The sequence below is a fragment of the Paenibacillus sp. FSL R5-0527 genome, from assembly GCF_038008055.1.
In the GTDB taxonomy this organism is placed as follows: Bacteria; Bacillota; Bacilli; order Paenibacillales; family Paenibacillaceae; genus Fontibacillus; species Fontibacillus macerans.
On record NZ_JBBOYI010000001.1, the window covers coordinates 283506 to 308907 of the forward strand.

General features: G+C 54.4%; 20 protein-coding genes. 8 read left to right on the top strand and 12 right to left on the bottom strand.

Translation table 11 applies throughout. The features are described 5' to 3' along the window. Window positions 1-66 precede the first annotated feature (66 nt). Together NYE69_RS01200 and NYE69_RS01205 are read right to left on the bottom strand one after the other, a co-directional pair. The gene (locus NYE69_RS01200; protein WP_340930236.1) at window positions 67-1002 is read right to left on the bottom strand and encodes an alpha/beta fold hydrolase; all 936 of its coding nucleotides are present in this window, start codon (window positions 1000-1002) and stop codon (window positions 67-69) included. 131 nt (window positions 1003-1133) lie between these two features. Continuing rightward, window positions 1134-1910, bottom strand: coding sequence for a TetR family transcriptional regulator (locus tag NYE69_RS01205; protein ID WP_316560345.1), 777 nt, complete (start codon window positions 1908-1910; stop codon window positions 1134-1136). Between the two features lie 327 nt (window positions 1911-2237). Here NYE69_RS01205 and NYE69_RS01210 point away from each other — a divergent pair, with 327 nt between their 5' ends. The 5 genes from NYE69_RS01210 to NYE69_RS01230 all read left to right on the top strand — a co-directional run bounded on the left by NYE69_RS01210 (window position 2238) and on the right by NYE69_RS01230 (window position 8722). Continuing rightward, entirely contained in the window at window positions 2238-3269 is a 1032-nt protein-coding gene (locus tag NYE69_RS01210; RefSeq protein ID WP_340923007.1) for a LacI family DNA-binding transcriptional regulator, read from the top strand. A gap of 128 nt (window positions 3270-3397) precedes the next feature. Beyond that, the gene (locus tag NYE69_RS01215) at window positions 3398-4687 is read left to right on the top strand and encodes an ABC transporter substrate-binding protein (RefSeq protein WP_316560347.1); all 1290 of its coding nucleotides are present in this window, start codon (window positions 3398-3400) and stop codon (window positions 4685-4687) included. Window positions 4688-4790: 103 nt separating this feature from the next. Continuing rightward, window positions 4791-5684, top strand: coding sequence for a carbohydrate ABC transporter permease (locus NYE69_RS01220; RefSeq protein WP_340923015.1), 894 nt, complete (start codon window positions 4791-4793; stop codon window positions 5682-5684). Window position 5685: 1 nt separating this feature from the next. Then, a complete protein-coding gene (locus tag NYE69_RS01225; protein WP_316560349.1) occupies window positions 5686-6495 on the top strand; it encodes a carbohydrate ABC transporter permease in 810 nt (269 codons plus the stop codon). A gap of 37 nt (window positions 6496-6532) precedes the next feature. Beyond that, window positions 6533-8722 (top strand): alpha-galactosidase, encoded by a 2190-nt coding sequence (locus NYE69_RS01230; protein ID WP_340923021.1) that lies wholly within the window; start codon window positions 6533-6535, stop codon window positions 8720-8722. 668 nt (window positions 8723-9390) lie between these two features. Here the strand turns inward: NYE69_RS01230 and NYE69_RS01235 are convergent. Together NYE69_RS01235 and NYE69_RS01240 are read right to left on the bottom strand one after the other, a co-directional pair. Beyond that, the gene (locus NYE69_RS01235) at window positions 9391-10509 is read right to left on the bottom strand and encodes an IS110 family transposase (RefSeq protein WP_036623922.1); all 1119 of its coding nucleotides are present in this window, start codon (window positions 10507-10509) and stop codon (window positions 9391-9393) included. Between the two features lie 276 nt (window positions 10510-10785). Further along, window positions 10786-11727 carry a zinc-binding dehydrogenase gene (locus NYE69_RS01240; RefSeq protein ID WP_340923041.1) on the bottom strand — a complete coding sequence of 314 codons (942 nt, stop codon included), beginning with the start codon at window positions 11725-11727 and terminating at the stop codon, window positions 10786-10788. Between the two features lie 139 nt (window positions 11728-11866). On the opposite strand from NYE69_RS01240, the gene NYE69_RS01245 reads away from it, so the two are divergent. Continuing rightward, window positions 11867-12760, top strand: coding sequence for a hypothetical protein (locus NYE69_RS01245; protein WP_340923044.1), 894 nt, complete (start codon window positions 11867-11869; stop codon window positions 12758-12760). A 56-nt stretch (window positions 12761-12816) separates the two neighbouring features. Here the strand turns inward: NYE69_RS01245 and NYE69_RS01250 are convergent, their stop codons facing one another. The 4 genes from NYE69_RS01250 to NYE69_RS01265 form a co-directional block, all read right to left on the bottom strand. Continuing rightward, window positions 12817-13227 carry a YjdF family protein gene (locus NYE69_RS01250; protein WP_124332355.1) on the bottom strand — a complete coding sequence of 137 codons (411 nt, stop codon included), beginning with the start codon at window positions 13225-13227 and terminating at the stop codon, window positions 12817-12819. A 243-nt stretch (window positions 13228-13470) separates the two neighbouring features. Next, window positions 13471-14490, bottom strand: coding sequence for a cytochrome d ubiquinol oxidase subunit II (locus NYE69_RS01255; RefSeq protein WP_124332354.1), 1020 nt, complete (start codon window positions 14488-14490; stop codon window positions 13471-13473). A 21-nt stretch (window positions 14491-14511) separates the two neighbouring features. Next, window positions 14512-15837 (bottom strand): cytochrome ubiquinol oxidase subunit I, encoded by a 1326-nt coding sequence (locus tag NYE69_RS01260; protein ID WP_036618802.1) that lies wholly within the window; start codon window positions 15835-15837, stop codon window positions 14512-14514. 377 nt (window positions 15838-16214) lie between these two features. Beyond that, a complete protein-coding gene (locus tag NYE69_RS01265; protein ID WP_340923051.1) occupies window positions 16215-17180 on the bottom strand; it encodes a hypothetical protein in 966 nt (321 codons plus the stop codon). 233 nt (window positions 17181-17413) lie between these two features. On the opposite strand from NYE69_RS01265, the gene NYE69_RS01270 reads away from it, so the two are divergent. Continuing rightward, a complete protein-coding gene (locus tag NYE69_RS01270) occupies window positions 17414-18505 on the top strand; it encodes a GerAB/ArcD/ProY family transporter (protein WP_328272891.1) in 1092 nt (363 codons plus the stop codon). 8 nt (window positions 18506-18513) lie between these two features. Here NYE69_RS01270 and NYE69_RS01275 read toward each other — a convergent pair whose 3' ends face one another. The 3 genes from NYE69_RS01275 to NYE69_RS01285 form a co-directional block, all read right to left on the bottom strand. Further along, entirely contained in the window at window positions 18514-19740 is a 1227-nt protein-coding gene (locus NYE69_RS01275) for a Ger(x)C family spore germination protein (RefSeq protein ID WP_340923055.1), read from the bottom strand. After that, window positions 19737-21326: a spore germination protein gene (locus NYE69_RS01280; RefSeq protein ID WP_340923057.1), complete on the bottom strand. Its 1590-nt coding sequence runs from the start codon at window positions 21324-21326 to the stop codon at window positions 19737-19739. Before NYE69_RS01280 ends, NYE69_RS01275 begins: the two co-directional genes overlap by 4 nt. A 73-nt stretch (window positions 21327-21399) precedes the next feature. Further along, a complete protein-coding gene (locus NYE69_RS01285) occupies window positions 21400-21936 on the bottom strand; it encodes a hypothetical protein (RefSeq protein ID WP_036618794.1) in 537 nt (178 codons plus the stop codon). A gap of 104 nt (window positions 21937-22040) precedes the next feature. Here NYE69_RS01285 and NYE69_RS01290 point away from each other — a divergent pair, with 104 nt between their 5' ends. Then, entirely contained in the window at window positions 22041-22955 is a 915-nt protein-coding gene (locus NYE69_RS01290) for a phosphatidate cytidylyltransferase (protein ID WP_326044273.1), read from the top strand. A 10-nt stretch (window positions 22956-22965) separates the two neighbouring features. Here NYE69_RS01290 and NYE69_RS01295 read toward each other — a convergent pair whose 3' ends face one another. Beyond that, on the bottom strand, window positions 22966-25350 hold the full coding sequence (locus tag NYE69_RS01295; RefSeq protein ID WP_326044274.1) for a GH36-type glycosyl hydrolase domain-containing protein: 2385 nt from the start codon (window positions 25348-25350) through the stop codon (window positions 22966-22968). Between the last annotated feature and the right edge of the window lie 52 nt (window positions 25351-25402).

Below are 25402 nucleotides of genomic sequence, written 5' to 3' on the forward strand. Positions count from 1 at the left end.
ATGGGTATAAAAATAAAGTTTTTCTTAAGTTTCCGCTTATCCCGCCGGAGGATGGATTCAGAAGGTTCATTCGCGAGCCAGCTTCTCCACGGCATCGATGACAGCTTGCGGATGATGATGGGGGATCATGTGCGCGGCGTCGGGGAGCTCCATCAGCGCCGCATTCGGCAAGTCCCGGTGCAGCCGATAGCTGTGTTCCTTGGTCGGAAAAGGATCCCGCCGCCCGACGACGATGACGGCAGGCGCCTGAATCCGGCGATAGTTCGGGGATATCTCGGCGGCCGCCGGAGCAAAAGCCAGCACGTCCTCCCGGTTCGCCCGGAACTGGGACGGCCGGAGCCACAGCGCCAACGTTTCCTGTTCATAAGCGAAGGGAACCGGCTCCGGGGCGAAGGTCGCTTTCATGATTTGTCGGGCCATGACTCTCCCCAAGGTTGCCAGCAGAAGATTCATCACGATCCGCCCCGCCAGCGGCATCATCACGATTCTGGAGATCGGATCGCCTTTTTCCGCCGGATATCCTTCTTTATACATGCCGCCCCCCAGCGTCACGATCCCCGCCAGATCATCGGGATACAAGGCCCCGTATGCAAGGACCAGCAATCCGCTCCAGGAATGCCCGACCAGAATCGGCCGCTCCACTCCCTGCTTGTTCAAAGCCTCATGCAGCAGCCGGGCTTGATCGGCCGGTGTAACCGGGCCGTGCTTCGGGCGGCCGCTGTGCCCGTATCCGGGGCGGTCAAAAGCCAACGCTCGATATCCCTTGGCCGCCGCAAGTTCCATGACCCGCTCAAAATCACGGCTCCATAAAACTCCCCCATGCAAAAATACCACCGGCCTGCCCTGCCCCCGTTCCAGGTAATGCAGGCGGATTCCATCCGCCTCCACAAACTTTCCGGATGGCGGGAATTCCATTTCCGCCTGCCGAAACTTCAATTGGTTGTAGCCGTAGAACGCCGCCAGCATTATCGCAGCAAATCCCAGCAATACAGTTAGTATCACCAATTCTCCCCTCTCCTCCTTTTGGTTTTCCGAAACGCCAACGCAGCAACGTACTAATCAGTATGTTAATGTTATAATTAACGGCTTCATCGAAATAAATTTCCAATGAAGCCGGAAAAAGTCTTCCGCCCTTATCGCGGCGATAATCCGTCCCACAGCAGCCTTGCGGCATCCCGGGCGAATTGATCCAGCTTTAGCTCCTTAGGGGCCAGCAGCCACGAAAGAACGATTCCGTTCATAACCGTCTGGGTGTACAGCGTGAGCGAGCCCGGATCGATATCGCCGCGCAGCCACCCCTGCGTTTGGCAATCGCGGAGCAACTCTGCGACTTTGGCGTAAAACCCCGCGAACAGCCCGCGGATCTTGTCCTGGACCTCCGGGTTGCGGCTGGAGGTTAAAAACTCAAAAAACAGCATCGGCCGATCGGGGGTTACCATACAGGCGGCCAATTGGCCCTTCAGCCAGTCCGTCAAAGCCCGAACTTTATCCTCCGCGCGGGCGATCGCTTCGATTTGGGCGGGCAGCAGCTGCTCCTGCTGCCTTAGATTTCTTTCGCAAATGGCCAGATACAGCTCGCTTTTGTTTGCGAAATGCCAATATATCGCGCTTTTCGTGAACCCGGCCTCGGCCGCCACCTGGTCCATCGCGGCTTTGGCATAACCGTGCCGGGCGAACACCTCCATGGCGGCATCCAGCACGCGCGTCCGCGTATCCGCAGGCAAGCCCTCCGGCTCTGCCCCGCGGCTGGCCAGCATAGCCCGCATATCATCTTTGCCGCCCAAATGTCTGCGCACCGTTGTCCAATGCACGCCGGCGGCGCGGGCCACTTCCTCATAGCTGATTTTGTCCGCAGGCAGCCGCCCGGCCAACTTCATGAATGCCTGAATGATTTTATCGCGGTGGTTCAACGTTCATTTCTCCTATCAGGAACAAGTTTGCAACACCACATACCAACAAGTATGTAAATATCATATTTTAAACAGATAAAATTGTCAAAAAGGTAAAACCTAAAAGTTCGTTTCACATTTGTTTACTAAACATTGTTATAAATATTAAAGAATGGACACCCGTTCCAAAAAATGAACCAACCTTATTTCAAACTGCCAGACGTTGCAATAACACGGAATTTACACATGTTTTTTGCAAAATAACAATTGTTCATACGCTATTCGTTTGCTATAATGTATTCGTGATTTACTAAACATTACTTAACGAAACAAGGAAGGAGGTTTGGAATGGCAACGATTCGCGACATCGCCAGGGAGGCTCAAGTTTCGATCGCTACGGTATCCAGGGTGCTCAATGAAGACGCCACTTTAGCGGTCACGCCGCAAACACGCCAACGGATTTACGCCGTGTGCGAGCAATTGAACTACAAACCCCGCAAATCCAAAAAGAAAGCGCATGCACTGTCCGAACAGCGCCATAATCTCGGTTTGCTGCTATGGAATTCTGGCGAACAGGAGCAGCAGGACCCGTACTTTCTGTCGATCCGTCAAGGTATTGAGAACCAATGTGCCGAACTGGGCTTTGATATTGTCAAAACAATCCGGATGTACGGGGACTCGCCGGAATATCGGGACCTCAGCAACCTGGACGGCCTGTTTGTCGTGGGTAACGTCGATCCGCAAGATTTGCATGAGATTTTTCCGAAACGCGATCGGACAGTATACGTGGCCAACACCCCGGAAGTCGGAGAGATCGACGCGGTTGTCGTGGATTTGGAGCAGGCCGTGAACGATGTGCTCAGCTATTTGCTGGAGCACGGGTATCGGAACATCGGTTTTGTCGGCGGCCAGGAATTTATGCACAGACTTGAACGCACAATGAGCGAAATTCCCGAAAAGCGCCGGAAAGCGTTCGAAAACATCATGCGGGCCAACAAGCTATACCGCGAACGCAATGTGTATGTCGGAGACTGGACGATTCTTAGCGGATACAAACTGATGCAAAGCGCAATCGCCAAAGGGGATTTGCCGGAGGCTTTTTTCTTTGCCAACGACCCCATGGCTATAGGCGCGCTGCGGGCGATTAAGGAAGCGGGCCTCTCGGTACCGGATGATGTTGCAATTGTGGGGATGGACGATATTGAAATGGCGGCATTTGCCAGCGTACCCCTCACGACCGTCAAAATTTACAGCGAACAAATGGGGCGGTCAGCGGTGAACCTGATGGCCGAAAGATTGCGGGGCCGCGACGTTCCGCTGCGCGTTGTAGTGCCAACCCGGCTCATAGTGAGAGAGAGCTGCGGCGCAAAGACAAAATGACATCGTAACGCGGCGCAAGCAAAAAAAGGACTCCCATAAAGGGAGCCAAGAAAAAGATTATTCCATTCTGTAGTATATGATGGCCCAAATCAAAAAACAATCATCCGACAGGTTTATGGAGGACAAATATGAAAAAAACATCCATTTCTATGCTGCTGCTGATTTTAGTCCTGATTGTAAGCGCTTGTGGCAGCTCCAAAAGCAATAATAACGCCCAGACGTCCGGCTCATCCTCCGGAGCGGGTGGAGAAAAGATAACCCTTAGCTTGTACAGTACGGCATCGGACGGTTCTTCGCAAGAAGTGCTGAAAAAGGTAATCGCCGATTATAAAGCGGAAAACCCGAATGTCGAAATTGAAGTGCAATACCCGGGGGCCGATTATGACAGCGTTCTCAAAATGATGATGGCCTCCAACCAGCTTCCCGATTTATTCGACACGCACGGCTGGGCAAAAACCCGTTACAAAGACTATGTTGCGGATCTGAGCGGAGAAGCCTGGACGGCCGATCTGACGGATACGATCAAAAATGTGCTGATGGACGAAACAGGCAAAGTCTACGCACTGCCGCTGAACGAATCGAAGGACGGCATTACGTTTAATGCCGCCGTACTGGAGAAGTACGGCATCGAAATCCCTGCGACAATCGATGAGATGATTGCGGCCGGCGAGAAGATCAAGGCCGAAAGCAACGGCTCCGTCATTCCGTTCTATTTTGCCGGTCAAGATTCATGGACGATCGGGCAATTTTTCGATTACTTTGCCAACTCGCTGCTGATCAGCCCCGAACCGAATCAGGCGCAAGCTTTGCTGGACAACACGTTCGACTGGAACAACTGGACGCCGCTTGCCGAAAAATTCAAAGAGCTGTCCGACAAAGGTTTAATGAATGAAGATGTGCTGACGGCGAAATATTCCGATATCCCGGCTTTGTTTGCTCAAGATCAAATCGCCTTTGTCATGACCGGTCCGGCGTTTACCGCCGACGCGCTGAAGTTAAACCCCGATCTGAAATTCGGAATTATGCCGGTGCCTGCCATGGCTGCCGGGGACGCGCCGAACTTCTCCGGCGGCGAACGCAACACTTTGGCGGCCTGGAAGGATTCGCCGAAGCTCGAAGAAGCGAAGAAATTCCTCGCTTTCTATGCAAAACCGGAATATATGAAAATGATGTCCGAAGCAACGGGCTCCCCCGCCGCATTCAAAAGCGTGACCGCCGACCTTGGACAGGCCACCGCTTATTATGAGCAATTCAAGGATGTCCGCGTATTCCCGTACTTCGACCGCCTGTACTTGCCAAGCGGCATGTGGGACGTGCTGACGACCAAGGGGGAGGAAATTCTGTCCGGCGGCATAACAGCGCAGGATTTCTCCAAGGCGATGAAGGAAAATGTCGATCGTTTGCTTAGTCAACAGTAAGATGGCCACCCATCGAACATAGAGAATTACAAGCGTTATGACTGAGGGGCTTGCTTCAGGAAGCCCCTTTTACCTACTTCACGCAAAAGAAGGGATACCTAGTATGAAAAGTACAGGGGCTGCGCGCCTCCATCGCAACGCGCCGTTTTGGCTCAACCTCATGTATTTGCCGGCGCTGTTGCTGTTTTTGCTGTTCATTGTCTATCCGTTTCTGAAAGGCGTTCAAATCTCTTTCACGAACTGGAACGGGTTCTCTCAAACGTACAAATGGATCGGACTCGATAATTACAAGCGGATGTTCTCCGACCCCAATATCGGCATCGTCATCCGCAATACGCTGATTTACGGTGTCGGAAGTACGCTATTGCAAAATATTTTCGGCCTGCTCTACGCCCTGCTCTTGAACAAGAGCATCAAAATCCACGGCCTGGCGCGCACGATCGTTTATTTGCCGGTTATCGTCAGCGGTCTGATTATGGGTTATATTTTTTACTTTTTCTTTCAGTTTAGAGGCGGTGCTTTTAACGACGTTCTTAAGCTGTTTGGCATGGCCCCGATAAACATGCTGGGCGATCCGAACCTTAACGTATGGATCATAATGCTGGTCAACAGCTTTCAGTTTATGGGCACGGCCATGATTATTTATTTGGCGGGCTTGCAGTCGATCTCGAAAGATTATTTCGAGGCGGCGGATATCGACGGGGCGAACGCATGGGTGAAATTCAAAAATGTGACGCTGCCGCTGTTGATGCCCTCCATCACCATCAATGTCGTATTAAATCTCATCGGCGGCCTGAAGCTGTTCGACGCCATTATGGCGCTTACGGGCGGCGGACCGGGGTACGCTTCCCAATCGATGTCCACGATGATGTACAAGACGTACTTCTCCAGCCAAGATGCCGGGTACGCGTCCGCGATCGGCATCCTGATGTTCCTAATGATCTCGTTCTTTAGTATTTTCGCTTTACAGTATTTGCGCAGAAAGGAGATTAATTAGGATGAAAAAGACGGGATATATTCTTCTGACCGTGCTGATCAGCATCGTTCACATCCTGCCCTTTTATCTGCTGCTGACGACATCGTTCAAGCCTGCGAATGATTTCAGCTCGAAATGGCTTTTTCCCGGCCGATTTTATTTCGGCAACTTCACAAACGCCTGGAAAAACGCCAACCTGGGGCAAGCTTTCATCAATAACATCATCATAACGGCGTGTTCCCTGTTGTTAATCATTGTCATCGGAGCGATCGCCTCCTATCCGCTGTCGCGGTTCCAAACGAAGCTGAACAAGACGATCTATGCCGTGTTTATTTCCGCCATGATCGTACCCCCGCTAACCACGCTGGTTCCGCTTTATCAGCTTTATGTCGATATCGGCGCGATGAATACGTATTGGGGCATCGTCCTGCTGCTGGTCACATTCAACATGCCGATTACGATTTTCTTGTATACGGGCTTCATCGGCTCGATCCCGAAGGAATTGGATGAGGCGGCGATGATTGACGGCATGAGCCGTTTTCGTCTGTTCTTTAAAATCATCCTGCCGCTGTTAAAGCCAATTACGGCCACGGTCATCATTATGACGGGCGTTGGGGTATGGAACGACTATCAATTTTCTTTGTTCTTCCTGCAAAAATTGAATATGCATACCGTAACCGTAGCTTTGTCTTCGTTTTTTACGCAGTACAGCAGCAATGTAGGTTGGGTAGCGGCCGGCTCGCTTCTAGCCGCGCTTCCGCTGATCGTGCTTTATTTGTTCTTGCAAAGATATTTCGTGTCCGGACTGTCGTCCGGGGCCGTCAAAGGGTAGAAAGCCCGCGCGGCTAGCGCTTAAAGGAGGACCATACGTGGGAATACAATTCAATAGAGACAATAAAACTTTTCATTTGCAGGCGAAAGACAGCAGCTATTTGCTGCAGATTACGCCATATCAATATGTCGCCCACCTTTACTGGGGCAAGCAAATCGCCGGCTGGCACGGGGCAAACCCGATCCGCTATCTGGACCGGGGATTCGCGCCGAATCCCATCCCGGGAAACCGCGATTTTTCCTTGGACACCATTCCTTTGGAATATCCTTCATACGGCAATAGCGATTTTCGCGAGCCGGCGATCCAGATTCAACTCGAAAACGGGTCGACCGTCAGCGATTTCCGTTACGTGTCGCATGAAATCTATAGAGGCAAGCCGAAGCTCGCAGGGCTTCCCGCGACCTATGTGGAGCGGGAAGACGAAGCCGAAACGCTGGCGCTCCAGCTTGTCGACGAGCTCACGAAGCTTCGCGTCGAGCTGTTGTATACCGTATTTGAAGAGCATAACGTGATTACGCGTTCGGCTCAAATCATCAACGAGGGTTCCCAACCGGTTAAACTGCTGCGCGCCCTTAGCGCCAGTGTGGATTTCCGCGATGCGGACTTCGAGCTGCTGCATCTGTCCGGTTCGTGGGCGAACGAGCGGAACATCGTCCGCCGGAAGCTTGTGCAGGGCACGCATTCGATCGAAAGCAAGCGCGGTGCGAGCAGCCATCAGCACAATCCGTTTCTGGCCCTGCTCCGGCCAGGCGCGAACGAGGACCACGGCGAAGCGTACGGCTTCAATCTGGTTTACAGCGGGAATTTTACGGCTCAGGTCGAAACCGATCAGTTCAACACGGCCCGCGTATCCATGGGCATCAATCCTTTCGATTTCACCTGGCTGCTGGAGCCGGGCGAGTCGTTCCAAACGCCGGAAGTCGTGATGGTCTACTCGGACACGGGGCTTACCGGCATGTCGGGAACTTTTCACAAGCTGTACCGGACCCGTCTCGTTCGGGGCGCGCACCGGGATGCGCAACGGCCGATATTGATCAACAATTGGGAAGCGACCTACTTCGATTTTAATGCGGAGAAAATCGAGAGCATCGCCCGCAAAGGCCGGGAGCTCGGCATGGAGTTGTTCGTGCTGGACGACGGCTGGTTCGGCAAGCGCGACGATGACAAGACATCGCTTGGCGACTGGTTCGTCGACAAGCGCAAGCTGCCCGGGGGGCTCGAAGATCTCGTCGCGAGAGTCACCGAAACCGGGATGCAATTCGGCATCTGGTTCGAACCCGAAATGATCTCCGAGGATAGCCAGCTGTACCGCCAGCATCCCGATTGGTGCCTGCATGTGCCGGGCCGGCTGCGTTCTTCGGGACGGGACCAGTTCGTGCTCGATCTGTCGCGCAAGGACGTGCGCGACGCGGTGGTGGAAATGGTAGCCGGCGTGCTGTCCTCCGCGCCGATTTCCTATGTCAAATGGGATATGAACCGCCATATGACCGAGATCGGCTCCGCCGCGCTCCCGCCGCAGCGTCAACGCGAGACTGCCCACCGCTATATGCTGGGGCTGTACGAAATGATGGAAGCGCTGGTCACGCGGTTTCCGCAAGTGTTGTTCGAAAGCTGCTCCGGCGGCGGCGGGCGCTTCGATCCCGGCATGCTGTATTACATGCCGCAGGTCTGGACGAGCGACAACACCGACGCGGTATGCCGGCTAAAAATCCAGTACGGGACTAGCCTCGTATACCCGATCGGAGCGATGGGCGCCCACGTCTCGGCCGTTCCGAACCATCAGGTGGAGCGGGTGACCTCGCTCAAAATGCGGGGGGATGTCGCCATGTCCGGCAATTTCGGTTATGAGCTCGATCTGACCGCTATGCCGGAAGACGAACAGGAAACGGTCAAGCAACAGGTCGAGTTCTACAAGGAAATCCGCCCGCTTGTCCAGTTCGGCGATTTCTACCGGCTGCTCAGCCCTTTCGAGGGCAACGAAGCGGCGTGGATATTCGTCTCCGCGGACCGCGGCGAAGCGATGTTCGCTTATTACCGCGTGCTGGCGCTGCCGAACGCGCCCCTGCGCGCGCTTCGCCTCAAGGGACTCGACCCGGACACGCTTTACCGGGTCGACGGCTTTGACGAGCCGGTCGGCGGCGACGAGCTGATGTATTCCGGTGTGATGATTCCGCACCAGTCCGGCGATTTCTTCAGCGTCGTTAGCCGTTTGCGGAAAGTGACATGAACCTGTGCATTTTTTCCGGATCAGGGCCGTCATTTTAACGGTTGCGGGTGCCGCTATTTCGAGGAAATAAAGGGAAAACCAAATTTAACGACACCAGCGTTGCATTTAAATCTGACAATATACCTTTTCTGGGCACATTAATACTCTAACGGTTGCCACAAGCGCTATTTGTTCCAATACGGTTGATTTTCAAATTGTAACGGTTGCCATGGAGCTTATTTCACTGAAAACCGGCAATTTTTGCTTGGATTCAGGCAAATAACGGCGCTCGCAACCGTTGCTATGAACGTTTTTGTCAAGCCCTCCGTGTGAGAGGTGCCTGAGCACGTGGCGCGAGAGCAAAAATGCGAGCGACGGTCGGCACGCTGCTATCCGTGGGTTGGTACCACATGTTATGCCTTCGTCAAGGAGAGCTCTTGCAAGCTAGAAGCGCACGTTCAGTTACTCACCTAGTGCAAACGGTTGACGCAAATTCTCTCCCGGAACCTTCGTTTGCTCCCGGGCCTCGTGCTCAGGCGTGAGCTTGTCAAGCGCTTTTCTTGACAAGCGGTTAGGTTCAAATCAACACTTTTCCTATTCCTCATTGGAAATGAGGAACGCCTCACGGCGAGTGTGGGGGTGCAGGGGGCAACGCTCCCTGCGTCTCCCCAAAGGGGACGGAAGGGGCGTTAGTTAGCCACCGGTTGTTCCACCGTTCGAGCAACAGCCCATATGAACCCGGTTAGCTCCCTGGCCACCGCGCCTACGGCCACATTTTTGTGTTTGTTCTTTCCAAAAATGAGATGACGGTATTTGTAATGCAATCTTTCTTGCGCTTTCCACGACAACAGTTGTATATCGGCCGGCATGCCATCCAAACGCTTGGCGAGATCTCCTTTCACCGCAGGCCGATGACGGTAGCTCCAGGCGGATTCCACCAAGGATCGGCGCAAGCGCCCGTTACCGGCTTTGGTCATACTTCCGCGCCGAGTACTCAGGCCGGTTGAACTCTCACGAGGAACCAACCCTAAATACGCCATGAGTTGGGCCGGGGAGCGGAAGCGAGTAAATGAACCGATCTCAGCAGCTAGAGTGACGGCCGTCAGTAGTCCAATCCCACGCAGGGACTGAAGCACCCGAATCAGAGTTGCCTTGGAGCCGACCGTGGCTTGCTGAACCAAGGCTTTTTCCAAACGCCCCATCCGCTGCTCGATCTCATTTAAGGTATGGAGCATCTCGTCGAAGGCTACTTGCATGGGCTCATAAGGGAATGTCAGTTGCTCCAGCCAGGAACGGTACTTCCGGGTCCAACGACGCTTTATCGTAGCCGGCGGTTCGATTTGATGGCGGAGCAGGAACTTCAATATCCGCTGGCGTGCCCGATGCGCGTCCTCTTTGGCGGCCTCCCGGGCGCGAACCAACTCCCGCAAAGCCTCGTCTTCCCGCTCCGGGACGTAGACAGGAGTCAATTCTCCTGCACGAAACAGACGGGCAAGCTGCTCGGCGTCCCGTCGATCCGTCTTCACGTGATCACCAGGGCGTTTGGGAATAAGCGACGGAGCAATGACAACGCAATGGGCTCCCATGGAGGTGATCCAGCGATAGGTTTCGTAACCTGTCGGACCTGCCTCATAACAAAACGATAGCGTTTCGGCCGGTCCCAGTTCTTTGATCAGCTTGCGCAGCGCCGCCGGAGTGTGAGGAATGCTCCCGTAATAGCGAGGAGTTTCACCGCTTGCATCTGCAATAGCAACCGAAATTTTTTCTTTGGATACATCTAAACCGACGAATTTTGTGGTAGACTGCATAGTATCAGCTCTCCTTTGCTATGTAGCTCTGAAATGGTTTGGTTTTCACTATCCATTTTAACCTACGAGATGTAGCAATATGGAGGGCTGTCTTTTGTTTACGTTCATCATAGCTAGAAATTGAATCCCGGCATTTTGGGCCAATTAAGCGCGATTACAACCGTTAGCGATAGTCGTCTGGAAATCCGGGATGCGGGGCCGGGTCACTTGTCTTAGATTGCATATTTCCGAACAGCGGTAATGCCGATTTGTCCAGCGGTAATGCCAATTTATCCGTCAATCAATCCGCAGCACGGCTTTTCCGGAAAATTTGCGGTCCATGAGACTGCGGGTGACGGCTCCAATTTCGGTCCAGGGCGCCTCCACTTCGATCCGGGGCCTTAACCGGCCGTTTGCGGCCAGCCGGGCCAGCAACTGCAAATCGTCCGCGGCCGAACGGCGGGTGAGTTCCTCGCCGAGAAAGAAGCCGTACAGGGTTCTCCCTCCGCTGGTCACCAAATTCATCATATCGATCGTCGCCTTAGGCGCTGACGAGAATCCCACCGCAACGCAAATGCCCTGCGGCGCAAGCTGCGGCAGCAAAGCGGCCAGCGTATCGCCGCCGACCGAATCGATGATCAGATCATAAGGCCCGCAGCTGCGGGCCTTTTCCATGCCGGAAGCGCCAACGGCCACTTCGTCGGCTCCGGCCTCCCGGACCAGCTTCGCCTTCTCCGCCGTGCTGGCCGTGCCTACGGTGAATGCGCCCGATTGAGCCGCAAGCTGATGGGCAAACAGGCCAACGCCGCCGGTCGAACCCGTAATCAGGATGCGCTTGCCGAGCAGCAAACCTCCTTTTCGCAGCGCATTCAGCGCCGTCAGGCCGGCTACGGGCAGAGTCGCCGCTTCCGCAAAGCTGACCTGGTCCGGAATTTCCGCCAGCGTTGATACGGGGGCAGCAACTTGCTCGCTCCAGGCGCCCAGCGGGAGCAGACCGACAACCCGCGCTCCTTTTTGCGGGCCAGTGCCGATTTGGGCCGGCTCGATGACCACCCCGGCGAAATCCCAGCCGGGCCGGGATGAAGCTCCTTGATCTATGGCGTCTCTCACTTCCCCGCGATTGAGCGAGACGGCTTGCACCTGCACGATCGCTTCCCAAGGCTGGGCCTGCGGGGCGTCCACCTCTTTGATCGCGAAATATTCCGCGGCATGCGGATCGGTTACAATGGCACGAATCATATTGGGTCCCCTCCATAAACTTGGAATATTGCGGTCAACCTGAATTGACCTCCGATTTCATACAGGAGTATACTTTAATCACTTTTGCGGACCAAGTGCAGAATTACTCTTGAAATCGAAGGGAGGAGAAACGGGGGGGATGCATACGGAAAACACGAGGCTAAAAAACGTACTGGGAGAAATCGAAACGCTGCGGATGAAGCGGCAGCGGGAGCTGGCCGACCGCGCTCATTCGCCCTGGAAAAGATTTACGCAGCAGGAGCTGAACGACGAGGCTTGTCCTACGTATAAAAATCTGCTGATCGGACGTTCGCGCAGAATACCGGATCGCCAGACGATCATTGGCATCGCGGAATATCTCGAATGCACTTCCGGCGAGCGCAACGACCTGCTTCTGGCCGCCGGTTACTTGCCGATTCAAACCGAATTGGCAGGGCGGGCGCTGGAACGGGCGCTCGAATGGGCGCAGCAAACGATGAAGACGCTCCCTTTTCCCGCCATGATCGTCACCCATACCCAGGACATCAAGGGATATAACGAGCCGTTTCGCCGCTTGTTCGATATCCCGCCCGATCCCTGTTATAACAACGAGTTGAACCGGATTGATCTGCACTTCAATGCCGATTTGCCCGTACGCCCCCGCTCCACCTTCGACAAAACGTCGTTCGAACAGTGGGAATCCCATGCCATTCACGGGATTCAGGCGTTCAAAAGAAATCATGCGCTGTCACGTTACGACGTGTGGTATCAAAACGTGGTCCGCCTGGCTCAAAAATATAACGCGATCGAAAAATATGACCATAAGCCGGATGTAGAGGAAGAGGGAGAGCGGGATTGTACACAAATCATCCTGGCCGGCTCGGAAAGCTCGGGCGAGCTGGTTCCGATCCGTTACAGGCAAGTTTCCGTTTCCGTCGGCGGCCGCCTGTACCCGCAAATTGAGGTTTTTTTGCCGGTCGACGCTTCCGCGCGCAAGGTATTCGCGGACCTTGGCTGCCCCGCCGATTGCGAATTCGGTTGGACCGCCCGGTAGTCTCCCGAAACATGGCAAACGCCCCTTTCCGTAAGTCCGGAAAGGGGCCTTGTCCGTTAATGCCCGCGATGCTTTGCCTTGGCCTTGCGGATTTTAATATCCCGCTTGCGTTCCCTCTCGGCCTCCCGCTGCTCCTTCGCGGTCGACCGTTTGGCCCGCTTACGCTGCTCATACTCCAGCCGCATCGCTTCATACGCCAAGGTAGAAGCTCCCCGGCGTTTTAACTCCGCGGCAGCCTGTCTGGCCAACCGCTTCGGATTCACCCTTCCGGCATCCGGCAGTTGAATGGCGACGCCCTGTGAAATGCCGTCAAGCAGCCGGCTCAAATCGCTTCGGATAAACGCAAGAACCTCCTCATCCTTGGGCTCCGCCCCGAAAATATGCCTTCCTGCCCGCAGCTTCCCTTGGCTGTGCTCTTCAAACACGCCGACCCAATACTGCCCATCGTGGTAAATCGTAAGTTTCAACGCAAACATCCCCCTCTTGTCAATCGGAAGCGATGGACATCCCGAGGGGGGAAGGTTACTGACACGCCGCCGGGTTCAAGCGTTCCAAGCCGCGTGCGCCCGGACTACCAACCGAGCCGTGTTTTTTCGCTCCAAACCTATTATATTTTCAAGAGCGAGGGGTTGGCAATGCCGGCATCGGGTAATATCAAGGCCTATCAAGGCCGTGGGCAGTACCGGTGCTTCGTACACACAACAGGCGGACTATTCAGCCCGCAAATACCGTTTATCCCTTAAGAACAGCCACCAGAACAACACGAACACCGGCAGCAAAATCACGGTCCCTACCCCGTAGCCCCACAGCAGGGACACAAACATCGAGTGATTCGTAATCCCCTCTTCCACCGTTAAGAACGGATAGACGATGTAGGGCATATGCGCTTTCCCGTAAGCATAACTCGCCAAGGCGAACTGGATCACCACGAAAACAAACGCGAGCCGGGGCCAGCCGAGCCGGCCTTTCCGTTTGATCCACAGAGAACCGTAACCGACGACAAAAGCCGCGGTGGACAGCATAAACCAGAGCCCCTGCTGCTTCATCCGGGCCACCATCCACATCGCTTCCCCTTCCATGGTAAAGGTGGTGATGACGGCGAGCAGCATCGCCAACGGCCCGAAGACAACCGCCAGCGTCCGGTAATGCCGGTAGGAGGTTTCATCCCCGGCCTGCCGGGAGAAGTCGGAGAGGAACAAGGAGGACAGGAACAGCTCGGTGGCGATCCCGAACCCCAAATAGGCGTAGAGCGAAGGGCTCGCCAGCAAAGCTCCGTAGTTCAACTGAGGGTAGCCGCTCTCCCCTTGGATAAATCCGCCGAGCGTAATAGGCAGCACGCTGACAAGCAGCCCCGGAATGAGCAGCCCGGTAACTCCGGACACAAAACGCAGGCTGCGGACGTTCCGCTGCGCGGAATAGGCGTACACCATAAAGGCGCTGCGGAACAGCAGGAGCACCAGCACGAAGCTAACGGGCAGCAGCAGCAGCGTACCGAGCAGATAAGCGGCGCGCGGGAAAAAACCGACCAAAGCGACGACCAGCAGCACCAGAAAAACGTTGGTTACCTCCCAGGACGGAGACAAAAAACGGTTGGCGAGGCTGGCGGCCTGCGGATTTTTTCTGCTGAAAACAAGCGCCCAGAACCCGGCGCCGAAATCGATGGAGCCCATGATCGAGTAGATGAACAGGAACCCCCAAAGAATAGAAATCGCTATCGTGGAATCGCTCATATCCTCTGCACCCCCTTCTTCTTACCCTGCTTCCAGCATGTCCGGCGTCACCGGATGACGCTTGAAATAATAACGCAGCACCAAAGACGTTACGACCAGCATAAACACGTACAGCCCGATAAAAGTGACGAACAGGGTGCCGAGATTTTCCGATTGGGTAGCCGCGGACGCGGTCGTCTGAACATGGTAAATCGTCCAGGGCTGGCGTCCCGTACAGCTGAAGATCCACCCGGTCTCGATGCCGATCAGGGCGAGCGGGCCGGTCAGCACCAGCCCCCTAAGCAGCCAGCGCGGGTACTCTCGCTTCTTGACCAGCCGATAAAAAATAGTGCCGGCCGAGACCACAATCAGCAGGGAACCGATCCCCACCATCAGGTTAAACAGCGTATGCACAAACAGGGGAGGCCACTCCTCCTCGGGAAAATCGTTCAACCCCCTGACCACGGTGTCAAAGCGGTTGCCGGCCAAAAAGCTGAGCGCCCACGGAACTTCGATCGCCCCCCGGATCGTCCGGGTTTCCTTATCGGTAAAGCCGCCGATCGCCAGCGGGGCGTAAGCCTGCGTTTCAAACAGGCCCTCCGCGGCGGCCAGCTTCTCGGGTTGATGGCGGTGCAGCATCTGCGCGGTTTCATGCCCATTGAGCGCGGTCAGCAGCGACATCACGCCGCCGATGGCGAGCGATAGGATCAGGCCCTTGCGGTGATACTGCCGCTCCCGCTCCGGCCGTTTGCGGGCGAGCAGTTTGACGGCGGCCACGGAAACAATGGCGAAAGCCCCAAGCAGATAGGCGGAAAACAGCACATGCGTCGCGGTCGTAGGCCAGCTGGGGTTGAATACCGCCGCCCACGGGTCGGCATCGACGACTTGCCCGTTCTCCAGCCGGAAGCCCTGCGGGGTGTTCATCCAGGCATGGGCGTCGGTGATCAGCGCGGCCGAAGCGCTTGCTCCCAAGGCCACGAAAGTGACGCTGGCGATCCGCAAAGCCGCGGGCAAACGTTCAGACGCGTAGACGTAAATCGACATGAACAAGGCTTCCAGCAAAAACGCCCAGATTTCGATTTGGAAAGGCAGCGCGATCACCTGGCCCACAATTTCCATGAAACCGGGCCAGAGCAGCGACAACATAACGCCGACCATCGTCCCCGACGGAATCCCCACCCCCAGGAGGATCGCCTGGCATTTTGTCCACCGTTTAGCCATCAAAGCGTAATCCCGGTCTTTTTTGACCTGATAAGCGATTTCCGCAACAACGATCATGAAAGGCAGCCCCACTCCCAAGGTGGCAAATATGATATGAAAGGCCATCGACGATCCGAACAAGGCCCGGGCCAGCATCACGTTATCCATGAATAACTCCTCCATCTTTTGGATTAACGTGAGTATTATGAATAAAAATTTCCAATATTATTCTGTTTCGGATTTATTTCGCACGATGTTCACGTTTGTTGGCGGTGCCGAATGGGCCGCGAAATGCAAAAGTGCATCTCATTTCCCCCGAAACCGGGCCGTTTATGCGCTCCAAATGCAAAAGTGCAGGCCATTTTCACCATTTCGCTCAAAAACGCCTCCAATCCTCAGTTTCAAATGCACATTTGCATCTCAGCGCTCTAAATGCCCAAGTTGGGGCAGATTCCAACTGCACTTTTGCAATTGGTTTAGCACGCGTCCATAAAAAAAGAGACCGGTTGCCCGGCCCTTAGTTTAAGAGTTGCTTTTAGAGCTCCTTATTCGATTACGTCCCGCGTTTCCTCGGCCGGGGTTGCCAGCAGCGGCTCCCAGGTGAGGCCTTCTCCGGTTATTTTTTTCCGCTGGTCGGAGATGCTTTGCAGCGTTTCGTTCCGCTGCTTTTCGAGCGCGCTGACCGTTTCGAGATACAGCTGCTGAATCTTCCGGTCCGCGGACGCGGCGGTTTCGGCGATTTCTTTCTTATGAGCCGCGGTATCCTTGGAAATCTGTTCGGTATATTTCTTGTACAGCTTGTTGTATTCCTGCTGCGCCTTTGTTTTGCTGATTTTCCCGCGCGAATACTTATAAATTGGACTTGAGATATAGTTGGTGCTGGAGCTTTTCATCAACGTGTTCATCGGGCTGCTCAGATAGCTGTCGGACACCGTCTTTTTCAGCGAGTTGGCCGGGCTGGACAAGTTATTGGGATTGACCGCCTTTTTATATTCCGCCATGTAGCTGCTCAGCAGGTTCTCATTAAGCGCGCGGGCGTAGACGCCCAGCGTGCTGCTGAGCAAATTTCGGTTGGCCGCCCGGGTATAAAGCCCCATAGGACTGCTGAGCAGATTCGGATTGATATCGCGTTCATACTCTTTGAGTTCTTGCTTCAGCTCGCGGTCGTCCCCGTAACGTTCCTCCAGTTCCGCCAAGTCCGCTTCCAGCCGTTCGTTCCACTGTTTTTGGTCTTCAAGGACAATACGCTCCAGCTCCGCCAGCCGGTCGTTTTGCTCCTTGAAATACGCATTATATGTATCGGTTGTCTTTTTCATGTAAGCATCATAGCTTGCAACCGTCTTCTTGTTATACGTTTCATATTTGCTCCAAACCTGACTTATCCATTTGCTGTCGGCAGCCTGGGCGGAACCCGCCGGCAGGAAAGCCAGCGACACCAGCAGCAAACTTAAGGCCAACAGCCAGCTTTTGCGCAAAAATACGCTTCCCCTCTTCTCCATTCTCATCATCATGCTCCGTGTTTTCCCCTCCATCAGAAAGTGTTAAGAATTTTAAGGGTATTTTATCCAAATATACGCCGGGTTCCAATAGTTCATACCGCCTATGAACCTTATGGACTATTATAATTGAGCATCAAGAATCACCTGCGGTCCGTTGCTCAGCGTTTGCTGCAAACACCCTATGGATACAATAAATACCGTATGCTTTCTTTGTTTTGGATTCTTAATGGGGGTGATGAGAGGAGATGACATACAAAATTTCCGCGTACCAATTATTCACGATTACCTTCATTTTTCAATTAGGCACGACCATCATCTTTGGGTTTGGCGGCTTGGCCGGCCGGGATGCGTGGATTGGCGATCTGACGTCACTGGGGCTGGGCCTCTGCGTGATTTGGGTATATACCGCCTTAATGCGCATGAACCCGGGCTTATCCCTGGTTGAATGGTTTCCGGCCCAATTGGGGCGCTGGATCGGGACGCCCATCGCGTTTTTATACCCGCTCATGTTCTTGTATCTTACAGGACGAATTATTGCGGACATAAGAGACATGGTTTCGACCACCATCTTGCCTGGAACGCCGCCAATTGTATTTGCGGGGTTATTTGCCATTATTATCGCTTACTGCGTCTATGGCGGCATTGAGATCATTGCGCGGCTGGGAGAATTGATCTTCCCCATCGTCGTCGTTATGTTCATTATAGAGACGGTTCTGCTCTTTGGCTCGAACGTCCTGCATTTCGATTATGTCCAGCCGATTTTGGAAAGGGGATGGGAACCCGTCTGGAAGGTGGTTTATCCAAACGGGATCACCCAACCGTTTGGGGAAACCATCGCGCTCGCCATGTTCTGGCCGGACGTAAAAAACCGTGAAAAGATCACGAAAATTACCTTTCTCGCCACCTTACTTGCCGGATTTATGATCACCGGTTTTGATTTTTTGGCCATTTTGGTTTATGGCGATCTGTTCTCGCGTTTTCTCTATCCGCTTTACACTTTATTGAGCATGATCAGCATCGGAAAATTCATCGAAAACTTGCAGATGTTCGGGGTCATGTATTTTTTCATGACGGCGTTAATAAAAAACGTAGTCAATCTGCTAGTGGCGCTGAGAGGCATCCAGCAGCTGACGAAGATGAAGGATTATCGCGTGCTTGTCATCCCGGCAGCCGCGATCGCCTTGTTCCTGGGAATGACCATGTCAAAAAACATCGCCGAACATATTTATTTCCAGCATTATAAAATACTGGTGCCTTATTTCTGGGTGCCCATGTTTTTGGTCTTGCCGGCAATCCTGCTGATCGTGACGTGGACCCGGCAAAAGCTGCGAAAATAATGATCTATTCATTTTTGAATGTTGTCTTCTTGCAAATGCAACGACGGTCCCGTTACGCCTATTCGCCGGATCGTCAGATTCGCTTTGACGGAAACCTCGACTTCCCGAAACTCCTTGTTCCAGTCGTTTTTTAAAGATCTCCAACGGGATAAATGTCTTCTGTGTATGGTTTCGCCAAACCCGAAAACATCCACCCCATATTCTTTTTGGACCTTGGTAATGGTTTGAAGCGTTCTCTCTTCAACGTGTTTTTCCAACGCGTCTTTTACGCGGGCTATATTATGGAGTTTCGTGAGATCCAAATTTGTATTGTTTTCGCGAATCATGCCTTCCCCGATTAATGTGACCTGGAATTTTAGCTTGTCTCCTTGAAACATGGGCTGAATCTTGCTGCCTATCTTGTTCATCTCCAAACTGGCGTAGCCGTTAACTTGCGGCACGGTTGCCGTTACCACCAGCTTCCTTAGCTGCCCGTTAATCCACCGCAGCGCTCTGGCCTCATTCCCATTCAAGAACCCGAGCAATTTCAGATCTTTGTCAAAAATTCCGGTTCCCGCGATACGAAACCCTTTCGCATTGGAATGATCTTGCTGCCCTTCGCCTTCTTGATCGGCCGGATCGAAACCGACGGCAACCGACGGCAAAGCCGGGCAGCTTTCTTCACTGGCCGCGGAGATCATCAGGTTGATAAATCCCATTTCCTGCAGCGATCCGATCTGATCATATTCTTTTAAAGCACCGAGGCCGGGAATTTTCTCCAGCGGGTAGGATACTTTCAGAAAATCCTTGGCGCTGCCTCCCTTGACGATAAATACATCGGTCCGCAGCTTGAGGTTCGGGTCCCGGGTATACGTATCCAATACATCTTTAAGGCCTTTTCTAGCCAGCGGTTCTCCGATCACGATGATCCGCCGGTGTCCGCGGAATACCAGCCGGGAAAGCTTCGTTTGCATTTGCTGCACCGCATCCAGCGTATCTCTTCCGGCGCCGGATACGACAAAATAGGGCTTTCCCGGCCCCCCTCCGCTTCCGCCTCCTTGTCCCTGCACACTGCTGATCTGGGACGGGATGATCACCTGCGCGCTAATCAGAATCCCCTTGTCCTTCGCTTCGTCGATTCCCCATGCGAGCTCAAGGGCAAGATCATTGACCTCCGAACTATCCCAACACCCCGTCGTTAAAAACAAAGGCAGAATAGCCGCCAAAATCAACCGTCCTCTTAGACTCCAGTTCATCTGTCTTCTCTCCCTCGTCTCGGACTCGGCTGCTGGCCTTCCGGCACTCGCTTTTTGTTTGCCCCGGAGCTGAGCAGGGGACGGCGAGACACGCTCCATCTGGGCGCGCGTATGAAGACATCCGTCAGGTTTCCGGGAATTTGCGGGGCAATCGGACTCATATAGGGTACTCCAAACGAACGAAGGCCGAGGAGATGGATGGCTATGATAAAAATGCCCGCTATGACGCCGTACAAACCCAGAACTCCCGCCAAAATCAAAATGGGAAAACGGAGCATCCGGTACGCCGTCCCGAGATTATATCGCGGGATGGCAAACGAAGAGATGCCCGTCGTGGCCACGATAATCACGACCGTGGCCGACACGATGCCGGCCTGTACGGCGGCTTGTCCAATGACAAGCGCCCCCACAATACTCACCGCCGAACCGATCGGCTTCGGCAGACGAATGCCCGCTTCGCGCAGACCTTCGAACATAACTTCCATCAATAGGGTCTCGATCACCGTGGGAAACGGGACGCCTTCCCTTGCGGCAGCAATGCTGATGAGTAAATTCGTAGGAATAAGCTGCTGATGAAATGTGGAAAGCGAAACGAACAAAGACGGAAGCAACAGGGAAATATTCAATAAGGAGTAGCGGATGAAGCGAATGAAGGTCGTATAAATGGATCGCTCGTAATAGTCCTCCACCGCTTGCAAACCGGACCAGAATGTCATCGGCACGATCAGCGCAAACGGAGTGTTGTCGACGAGAATGGCAACTTTGCCTTCAAGCAGGCTGGAACATACGACATCGGGCCGCTCCGTGTTTTGAATTTGCGGAAACGGGGACCAAGGCGTGTCTTCAATGAATTCTTCGATGTACCCCGATTCCAGTACCCCGTCAATTTCGATACGCCGGATTCGGCGGCGGACTTCCTCCAGCACCGAATTCGAGGCGACGCCTTCTATATAAGCAATGACAATATCGGTCCGGGTAAATTCACCGATGTTGAGCGATTCCATTTTGAGTTTATCGCTGCGGATTCGCTTGCGTATCAGACTGGTGTTGGTCCGCAACGTTTCCGTAAATCCATCCCGCGGTCCGCGAACGGACAGTTCGGCGGTCGGTTCTTCAATAGCCCGCTTTTCGGATCCTTCCAGACCGGCGAGCATAGCCTTGTTCTCTCCATCCATTAGAACGGCTATATTGGCCTTCAGAATACCATCAACGACCTCGCTAATCCGATGAACCACTTTTATCCGGGATATAGAGACAAGCTGTTCTTCTATAATGTCCCCCAGCGGATCAGCGTTCTCCAATCCCCCCGGCACGCCTTCGAGCGTCATCAGTTTTAACACGACCTGCTCCAGCGCTTTCGCGTTTACCAGCCCATCGACATAAATCAGAAGCAAACGGGTTTGTCCATGGATCATAATCGAACGGAACACAATATCCGAACAATCGGCAAAAATTTGTTTGAACATCTGTTCATTGTCGGAGACGGCGGCAGCGAGTGCATCCGTTTGATCGTGGCCAGCCGATTCGCCGGCGTTCCCTATCGGATCCGCTTTTTTATAGAATTTAAGCAGCTTAAGAATATCCATCTTTCCGCTCCCTAACTCATGATGTGTATATTATTCCAGTTGGAAAGCGGATCATTCACAATATGGGCAGGCTTTAAGGCTCGTATTCGCTCAATTTTCCTTCGTAAATCAGTTTAAGCCGATCGCACTGCCGGAAATCGTCCGGCGTCACGAGCGCGGGCAGCTTGTTCCACAGCTTGATGCCGGAACGTTCAAGGATCTCCGCGACGAACTGCGAGCAGAAATAAGAGTTGCTGAACTCCACCGGCTCCTTGAGGACGATGCCGATCACCCCCAGCAGATTGTACAAATATTTGTTCCGCTTGCGGATAAACAGCCGCAGCACCCGCTCCATTTTTTCCACCTCGCGCCCGGTCACCCGAAGCTCGTAAAGAACGCATGTCGTATTCGGATATTTGCTGAACGTGCCCGTCTTGATGTCCTCCTTCACGAACCCGCCGTTCAGCGGGTTGTTCGGGTTCTTCCGGCCGAAGCTGTACAGCTCGGAAAGCTCGCGGTCGAAAGAAATCGAAGCATGGTTGTAAGGCGCTCCCGTGTACCCTTTGATCACCCTCGTAAACAGCGTCCCCGTATTCGTAAGCAGGATATAAACCGATCTTTCCCCGTCCATGTCCGAAAATTCCCCTTATCAAGTGTGAACTATTCCTTCATAATAACATAGTATCCCTCTCCAGGATTCAGGGATTCTACCACGCTGCAAGTTGGTGATAAAAAATGAACAGTTTGCAATTCACGCTGATGATTCTCTTTTTTGCCTTACTCGGGATCCACGCCGCGTACCTCGTTACCGGACGCGTCCGCCCGGAACGGGACTACGCCGCGTTGGGGCTGCGCCTGCGGACCTGGTGGGGCATGTGGCTGATTTTATGCCTTGCCACCTTGTTTAACCGGGCCGCTTCTCTGCTGGCCCTGATGATCCTATGCTTCTTCGCGCTGAAAGAATATTTCTCCATGATCCGCTCGAACAAAGCCGAACGCCGCCTGTTCCTGTGGGCCTACCTCGCGATTCCCGTACAGTTCTACTGGATCTACATCGGCTGGTACGGCATGTTTATCGTCTTTATTCCGGTCTACGTTTTCCTGTTCCTGCCGGTTCCGCGCTTGATCAACAAAGGCACGGTCGGGTTTCTGCGCAGCGTCAGCCGGGTGCAGTGGGGGCTGATGCTGATGGTGTTCGGTCTCAGCCACCTCGCCTATTTCCAGGCCGCCTCGCCGGAATACGGGGCCGGACTGGTGCTGTTTCTCGTCTTGCTGACGCAGCTGAACGACATCGTGCAATACGCGGCCTCGTTTTATTTCGGCCGGCGCAAGGTCGGCCCCACCGCCAATCCGTATCTGACGTGGGAGGGCTTTGCGTGCGGGCTGCTGGCCACCACCGGGGTGGCATGCCTGATCTCCCCTTACCTGACGCCGCTCGGCGCGGGGTTCGGGCTCTTCTCCGGCATGCTGATCGGCCTTAGCGGCTTCTTCGGAAGCTTGACGATTTCCGTACTGAAGCGGGACCTGCTCATCGGCGATGACGACAAGGCCCAAGCGCTTAAAAAAAGCTACTTGAGCCTCGTCGACAGCCTGACCTACACCTCGCCGGTGTTCCTTCACGTCATCCGTTATTTCTTCGATTTTATGTAAGCCCGCCGCTTTAGTTGACGGCCGGAAGCTTAACCAGCACGCGATATTCGGCGCCCGGCCGCACATCCCGCAGGATGCCGTCCGCCACAGGCGCGCCGTCGGCATAAACCTCGGTCTCGCGGACGCCGGCATCGCGCGCCATATCGACGCGGATCTTGGCCCCGCGGAAATTCCGGGTTACCTTGGCCCCGCTCCAATGGGACGGAAGCTGCGGCCGGATGCGGAGGCCTTCGGGGCATCCCTGCAGCCCGAACAGCCCGTCGATCAGGCAGCGGTAAACCCAAGGCGCCGTTCCGGTGTTGAACAGGTGGCTGGAACGCCCCGCCGTGCGCGGGAACTGCCGGTAGGCGCCGCGATAGTAGTTCGGAACGAACACCGGGAGCTGGCCTCGCTGCACGATATCGTCCAAGTCCGGGCCGGGGATCATTTTGCGCAGCAGCCGGTAGGCATCTTCCTTCTCCCCTACGGAATACAGCCCGTAGATATAGAAGGCGGCCGCATGGTTGTACACCGCGCCGTTTTCGGCCGATCCCGGGTGCTTCTGGGTGACCCGGCCGACATCCTCGCGCATCGCGGTGTAGGAAGGGGCCAGCTTTTCCACACCATAAGGCGTTTCCAGCTGTCCCCGGACGGCCCGTATCAGCTTCTCCCGCTTGTCCCGGTCGGCCGCCCCGCTTAACAGCGACCAGCCCTGCGGATTGATGAAGATGCGTCCTTCCCGGTCCGCGCTCACGCCGAACACGACGCCCGCATCCGTGATGCCGCGCGCATACCACTCGCCGTCCCATAAATATTCGTTGACGGTCTCGTTCGTCGCCCGGGCCGCCAAGCGGTATTCCTCGGCCATGCCTTCCCGTCCGCCCCGCGCGCATATCCCGGCCCAAACGTTAAACGCGTACGCGGTCGCGATGGTCAGCCAGCCGGATACGCCTTTTCCTTGATAGCCGACCATGTTCATCGGATCGCACCAGTCGCCCTGGTTAATATAGTTTAACCCGCGTTCATCGCGATCCCGGATCAGCCACTGCATCGCCCGGTGCACATGCTCGAATACGGAACCGCTTTCCTCCCCGCCCGCATAAGGAACCTGTTCTTCCAGCAAGGAGTAGTCGTTCGTTTCATCCAGGTATGTGCTTAGACAGATCGGCAGCCAAACGCAGTGATCCGTGTGCGGAACCTGGTTGATATACTTCAGCTCGGCCGCAGGGTGCAGGATGATGCCGTCCGGCATCGCGCCGCTGGCCTTCTGCTGGCTTAAGGCCGTCAGGAAAGCTTCTCTGGCGGTTTGCGGTTTGATATAACTCATCCCCATATGGTCCTGCAAATAATTGCGCGTTTGGGGATCTGTTGTCAGGCGGTTGGTCTGTCCATGATAGTACATCTGCCGCGGGAGCCAGTGATTCACGAAGTTGTCCAGATGCGGGTCCGGGGTGGCGATCTCCAGGCAGCCTCCGCCTTCCCGGATGTAGCTGTCATACTCCCGTTCCGCCAGGACGAACCCGTCATCGCCGCAGGCATTTTTGCTTCCGAAATACTCGGCTTTGATTCCGGCGATTTGCTCCTCGTCCCGGGCCGGGCCGAATATAAACCGGTAGGCTTCCTCCTGCCCCGGCTCCAGCGCGATCCGGTACTGCAGCACGGCCACCGGCGTTTCGTACAAAGCGTCTCCCCGCGCGAGTTCCTCGCGGTCCAGCGCGGACGGCCGCATGATGCCGCCTTCGCCTTCGAAGACTTCCTGGTTCACCTCCCAGGAATCGGCCGGACGGTCGGGAATCAGAAACGTTTTATCGCGAAAATGCTTGATTTTATCGTAGTCCTGATATTTCTGGTAAGGGGTGACGGAAGAGCATACGATCGACTGCAGCGCCTCGTTAAACTCCCCCGACTGGTTCATCCACGACATATAGCCGACCGTAAAATAGGGATAGATGCTCAGCTTGCGCTTGGCCGGCGAGAGGTTTTTCACCCGGATGCGCCAAAGCTCCAGCGGTTCTTCTTTCGGAAGGGTCAGGCTCATTTCAAGAGCGATGCCTGCAAATTCCACTTTCCAAACGATGCGGCTTTTGCCGACCGCAAAGGTGTATTGATCGGCCGGCACGCGGACCGGCTCATAAGGCGCGGAGAAGATTTCCCCGGTCTCCTCGTCCTTCACGTACACGAAACGGCCGGGATGATGCGCGTAATAAGGCTGCTCCGGCTGCATGAACGTTTTTGCTTCCAGATTGGGCGCATGCGAATATTTCGCGGGCTCCGGCTGCATAAACTGGGCCACCGTGTAGCCGCGGCAATTCACATGAATCATCATGCTCTCATTCCACAAAAATCCCGATGCCTTCGGAAGCAATGTGGGACTGGCCAACTCGTAATACTCCTGATCCTCGGTCGCTTTTAACATCCTGGATTCTCTCCCCATTCAAACGCCTATGATTTTCCAAAAATAACTGCAG

What these genes read in the sequence shown, in the direction of transcription:
- NYE69_RS01255 (WP_124332354.1), bottom strand. Translation starts at nt 14,490, where the DNA reads ATGAGCGATTCCACGATAGCGATTTCTATTCTTTGGGGGTTCCTGTTC.
- NYE69_RS01285 (WP_036618794.1), bottom strand. Translation starts at nt 21,936, where the DNA reads ATGGACGGGGAAAGATCGGTTTATATCCTGCTTACGAATACGGGGACG.
- NYE69_RS01245 (WP_340923044.1), top strand. Translation starts at nt 11,867, where the DNA reads ATGCATACGGAAAACACGAGGCTAAAAAACGTACTGGGAGAAATCGAA.
- NYE69_RS01220 (WP_340923015.1), top strand. Translation starts at nt 4,791, where the DNA reads ATGAAAAGTACAGGGGCTGCGCGCCTCCATCGCAACGCGCCGTTTTGG.
- NYE69_RS01210 (WP_340923007.1), top strand. Translation starts at nt 2,238, where the DNA reads ATGGCAACGATTCGCGACATCGCCAGGGAGGCTCAAGTTTCGATCGCT.
- NYE69_RS01295 (WP_326044274.1), bottom strand. Translation starts at nt 25,350, where the DNA reads ATGTTAAAAGCGACCGAGGATCAGGAGTATTACGAGTTGGCCAGTCCC.
- NYE69_RS01215 (WP_316560347.1), top strand. Translation starts at nt 3,398, where the DNA reads ATGAAAAAAACATCCATTTCTATGCTGCTGCTGATTTTAGTCCTGATT.
- NYE69_RS01265 (WP_340923051.1), bottom strand. Translation starts at nt 17,180, where the DNA reads ATGATGATGAGAATGGAGAAGAGGGGAAGCGTATTTTTGCGCAAAAGC.
- NYE69_RS01240 (WP_340923041.1), bottom strand. Translation starts at nt 11,727, where the DNA reads ATGATTCGTGCCATTGTAACCGATCCGCATGCCGCGGAATATTTCGCG.
- NYE69_RS01290 (WP_326044273.1), top strand. Translation starts at nt 22,041, where the DNA reads ATGAACAGTTTGCAATTCACGCTGATGATTCTCTTTTTTGCCTTACTC.
- NYE69_RS01235 (WP_036623922.1), bottom strand. Translation starts at nt 10,509, where the DNA reads ATGCAGTCTACCACAAAATTCGTCGGTTTAGATGTATCCAAAGAAAAA.
- NYE69_RS01280 (WP_340923057.1), bottom strand. Translation starts at nt 21,326, where the DNA reads ATGGATATTCTTAAGCTGCTTAAATTCTATAAAAAAGCGGATCCGATA.
- NYE69_RS01275 (WP_340923055.1), bottom strand. Translation starts at nt 19,740, where the DNA reads ATGAACTGGAGTCTAAGAGGACGGTTGATTTTGGCGGCTATTCTGCCT.
- NYE69_RS01260 (WP_036618802.1), bottom strand. Translation starts at nt 15,837, where the DNA reads ATGGATAACGTGATGCTGGCCCGGGCCTTGTTCGGATCGTCGATGGCC.
- NYE69_RS01270 (WP_328272891.1), top strand. Translation starts at nt 17,414, where the DNA reads ATGACATACAAAATTTCCGCGTACCAATTATTCACGATTACCTTCATT.
- NYE69_RS01225 (WP_316560349.1), top strand. Translation starts at nt 5,686, where the DNA reads ATGAAAAAGACGGGATATATTCTTCTGACCGTGCTGATCAGCATCGTT.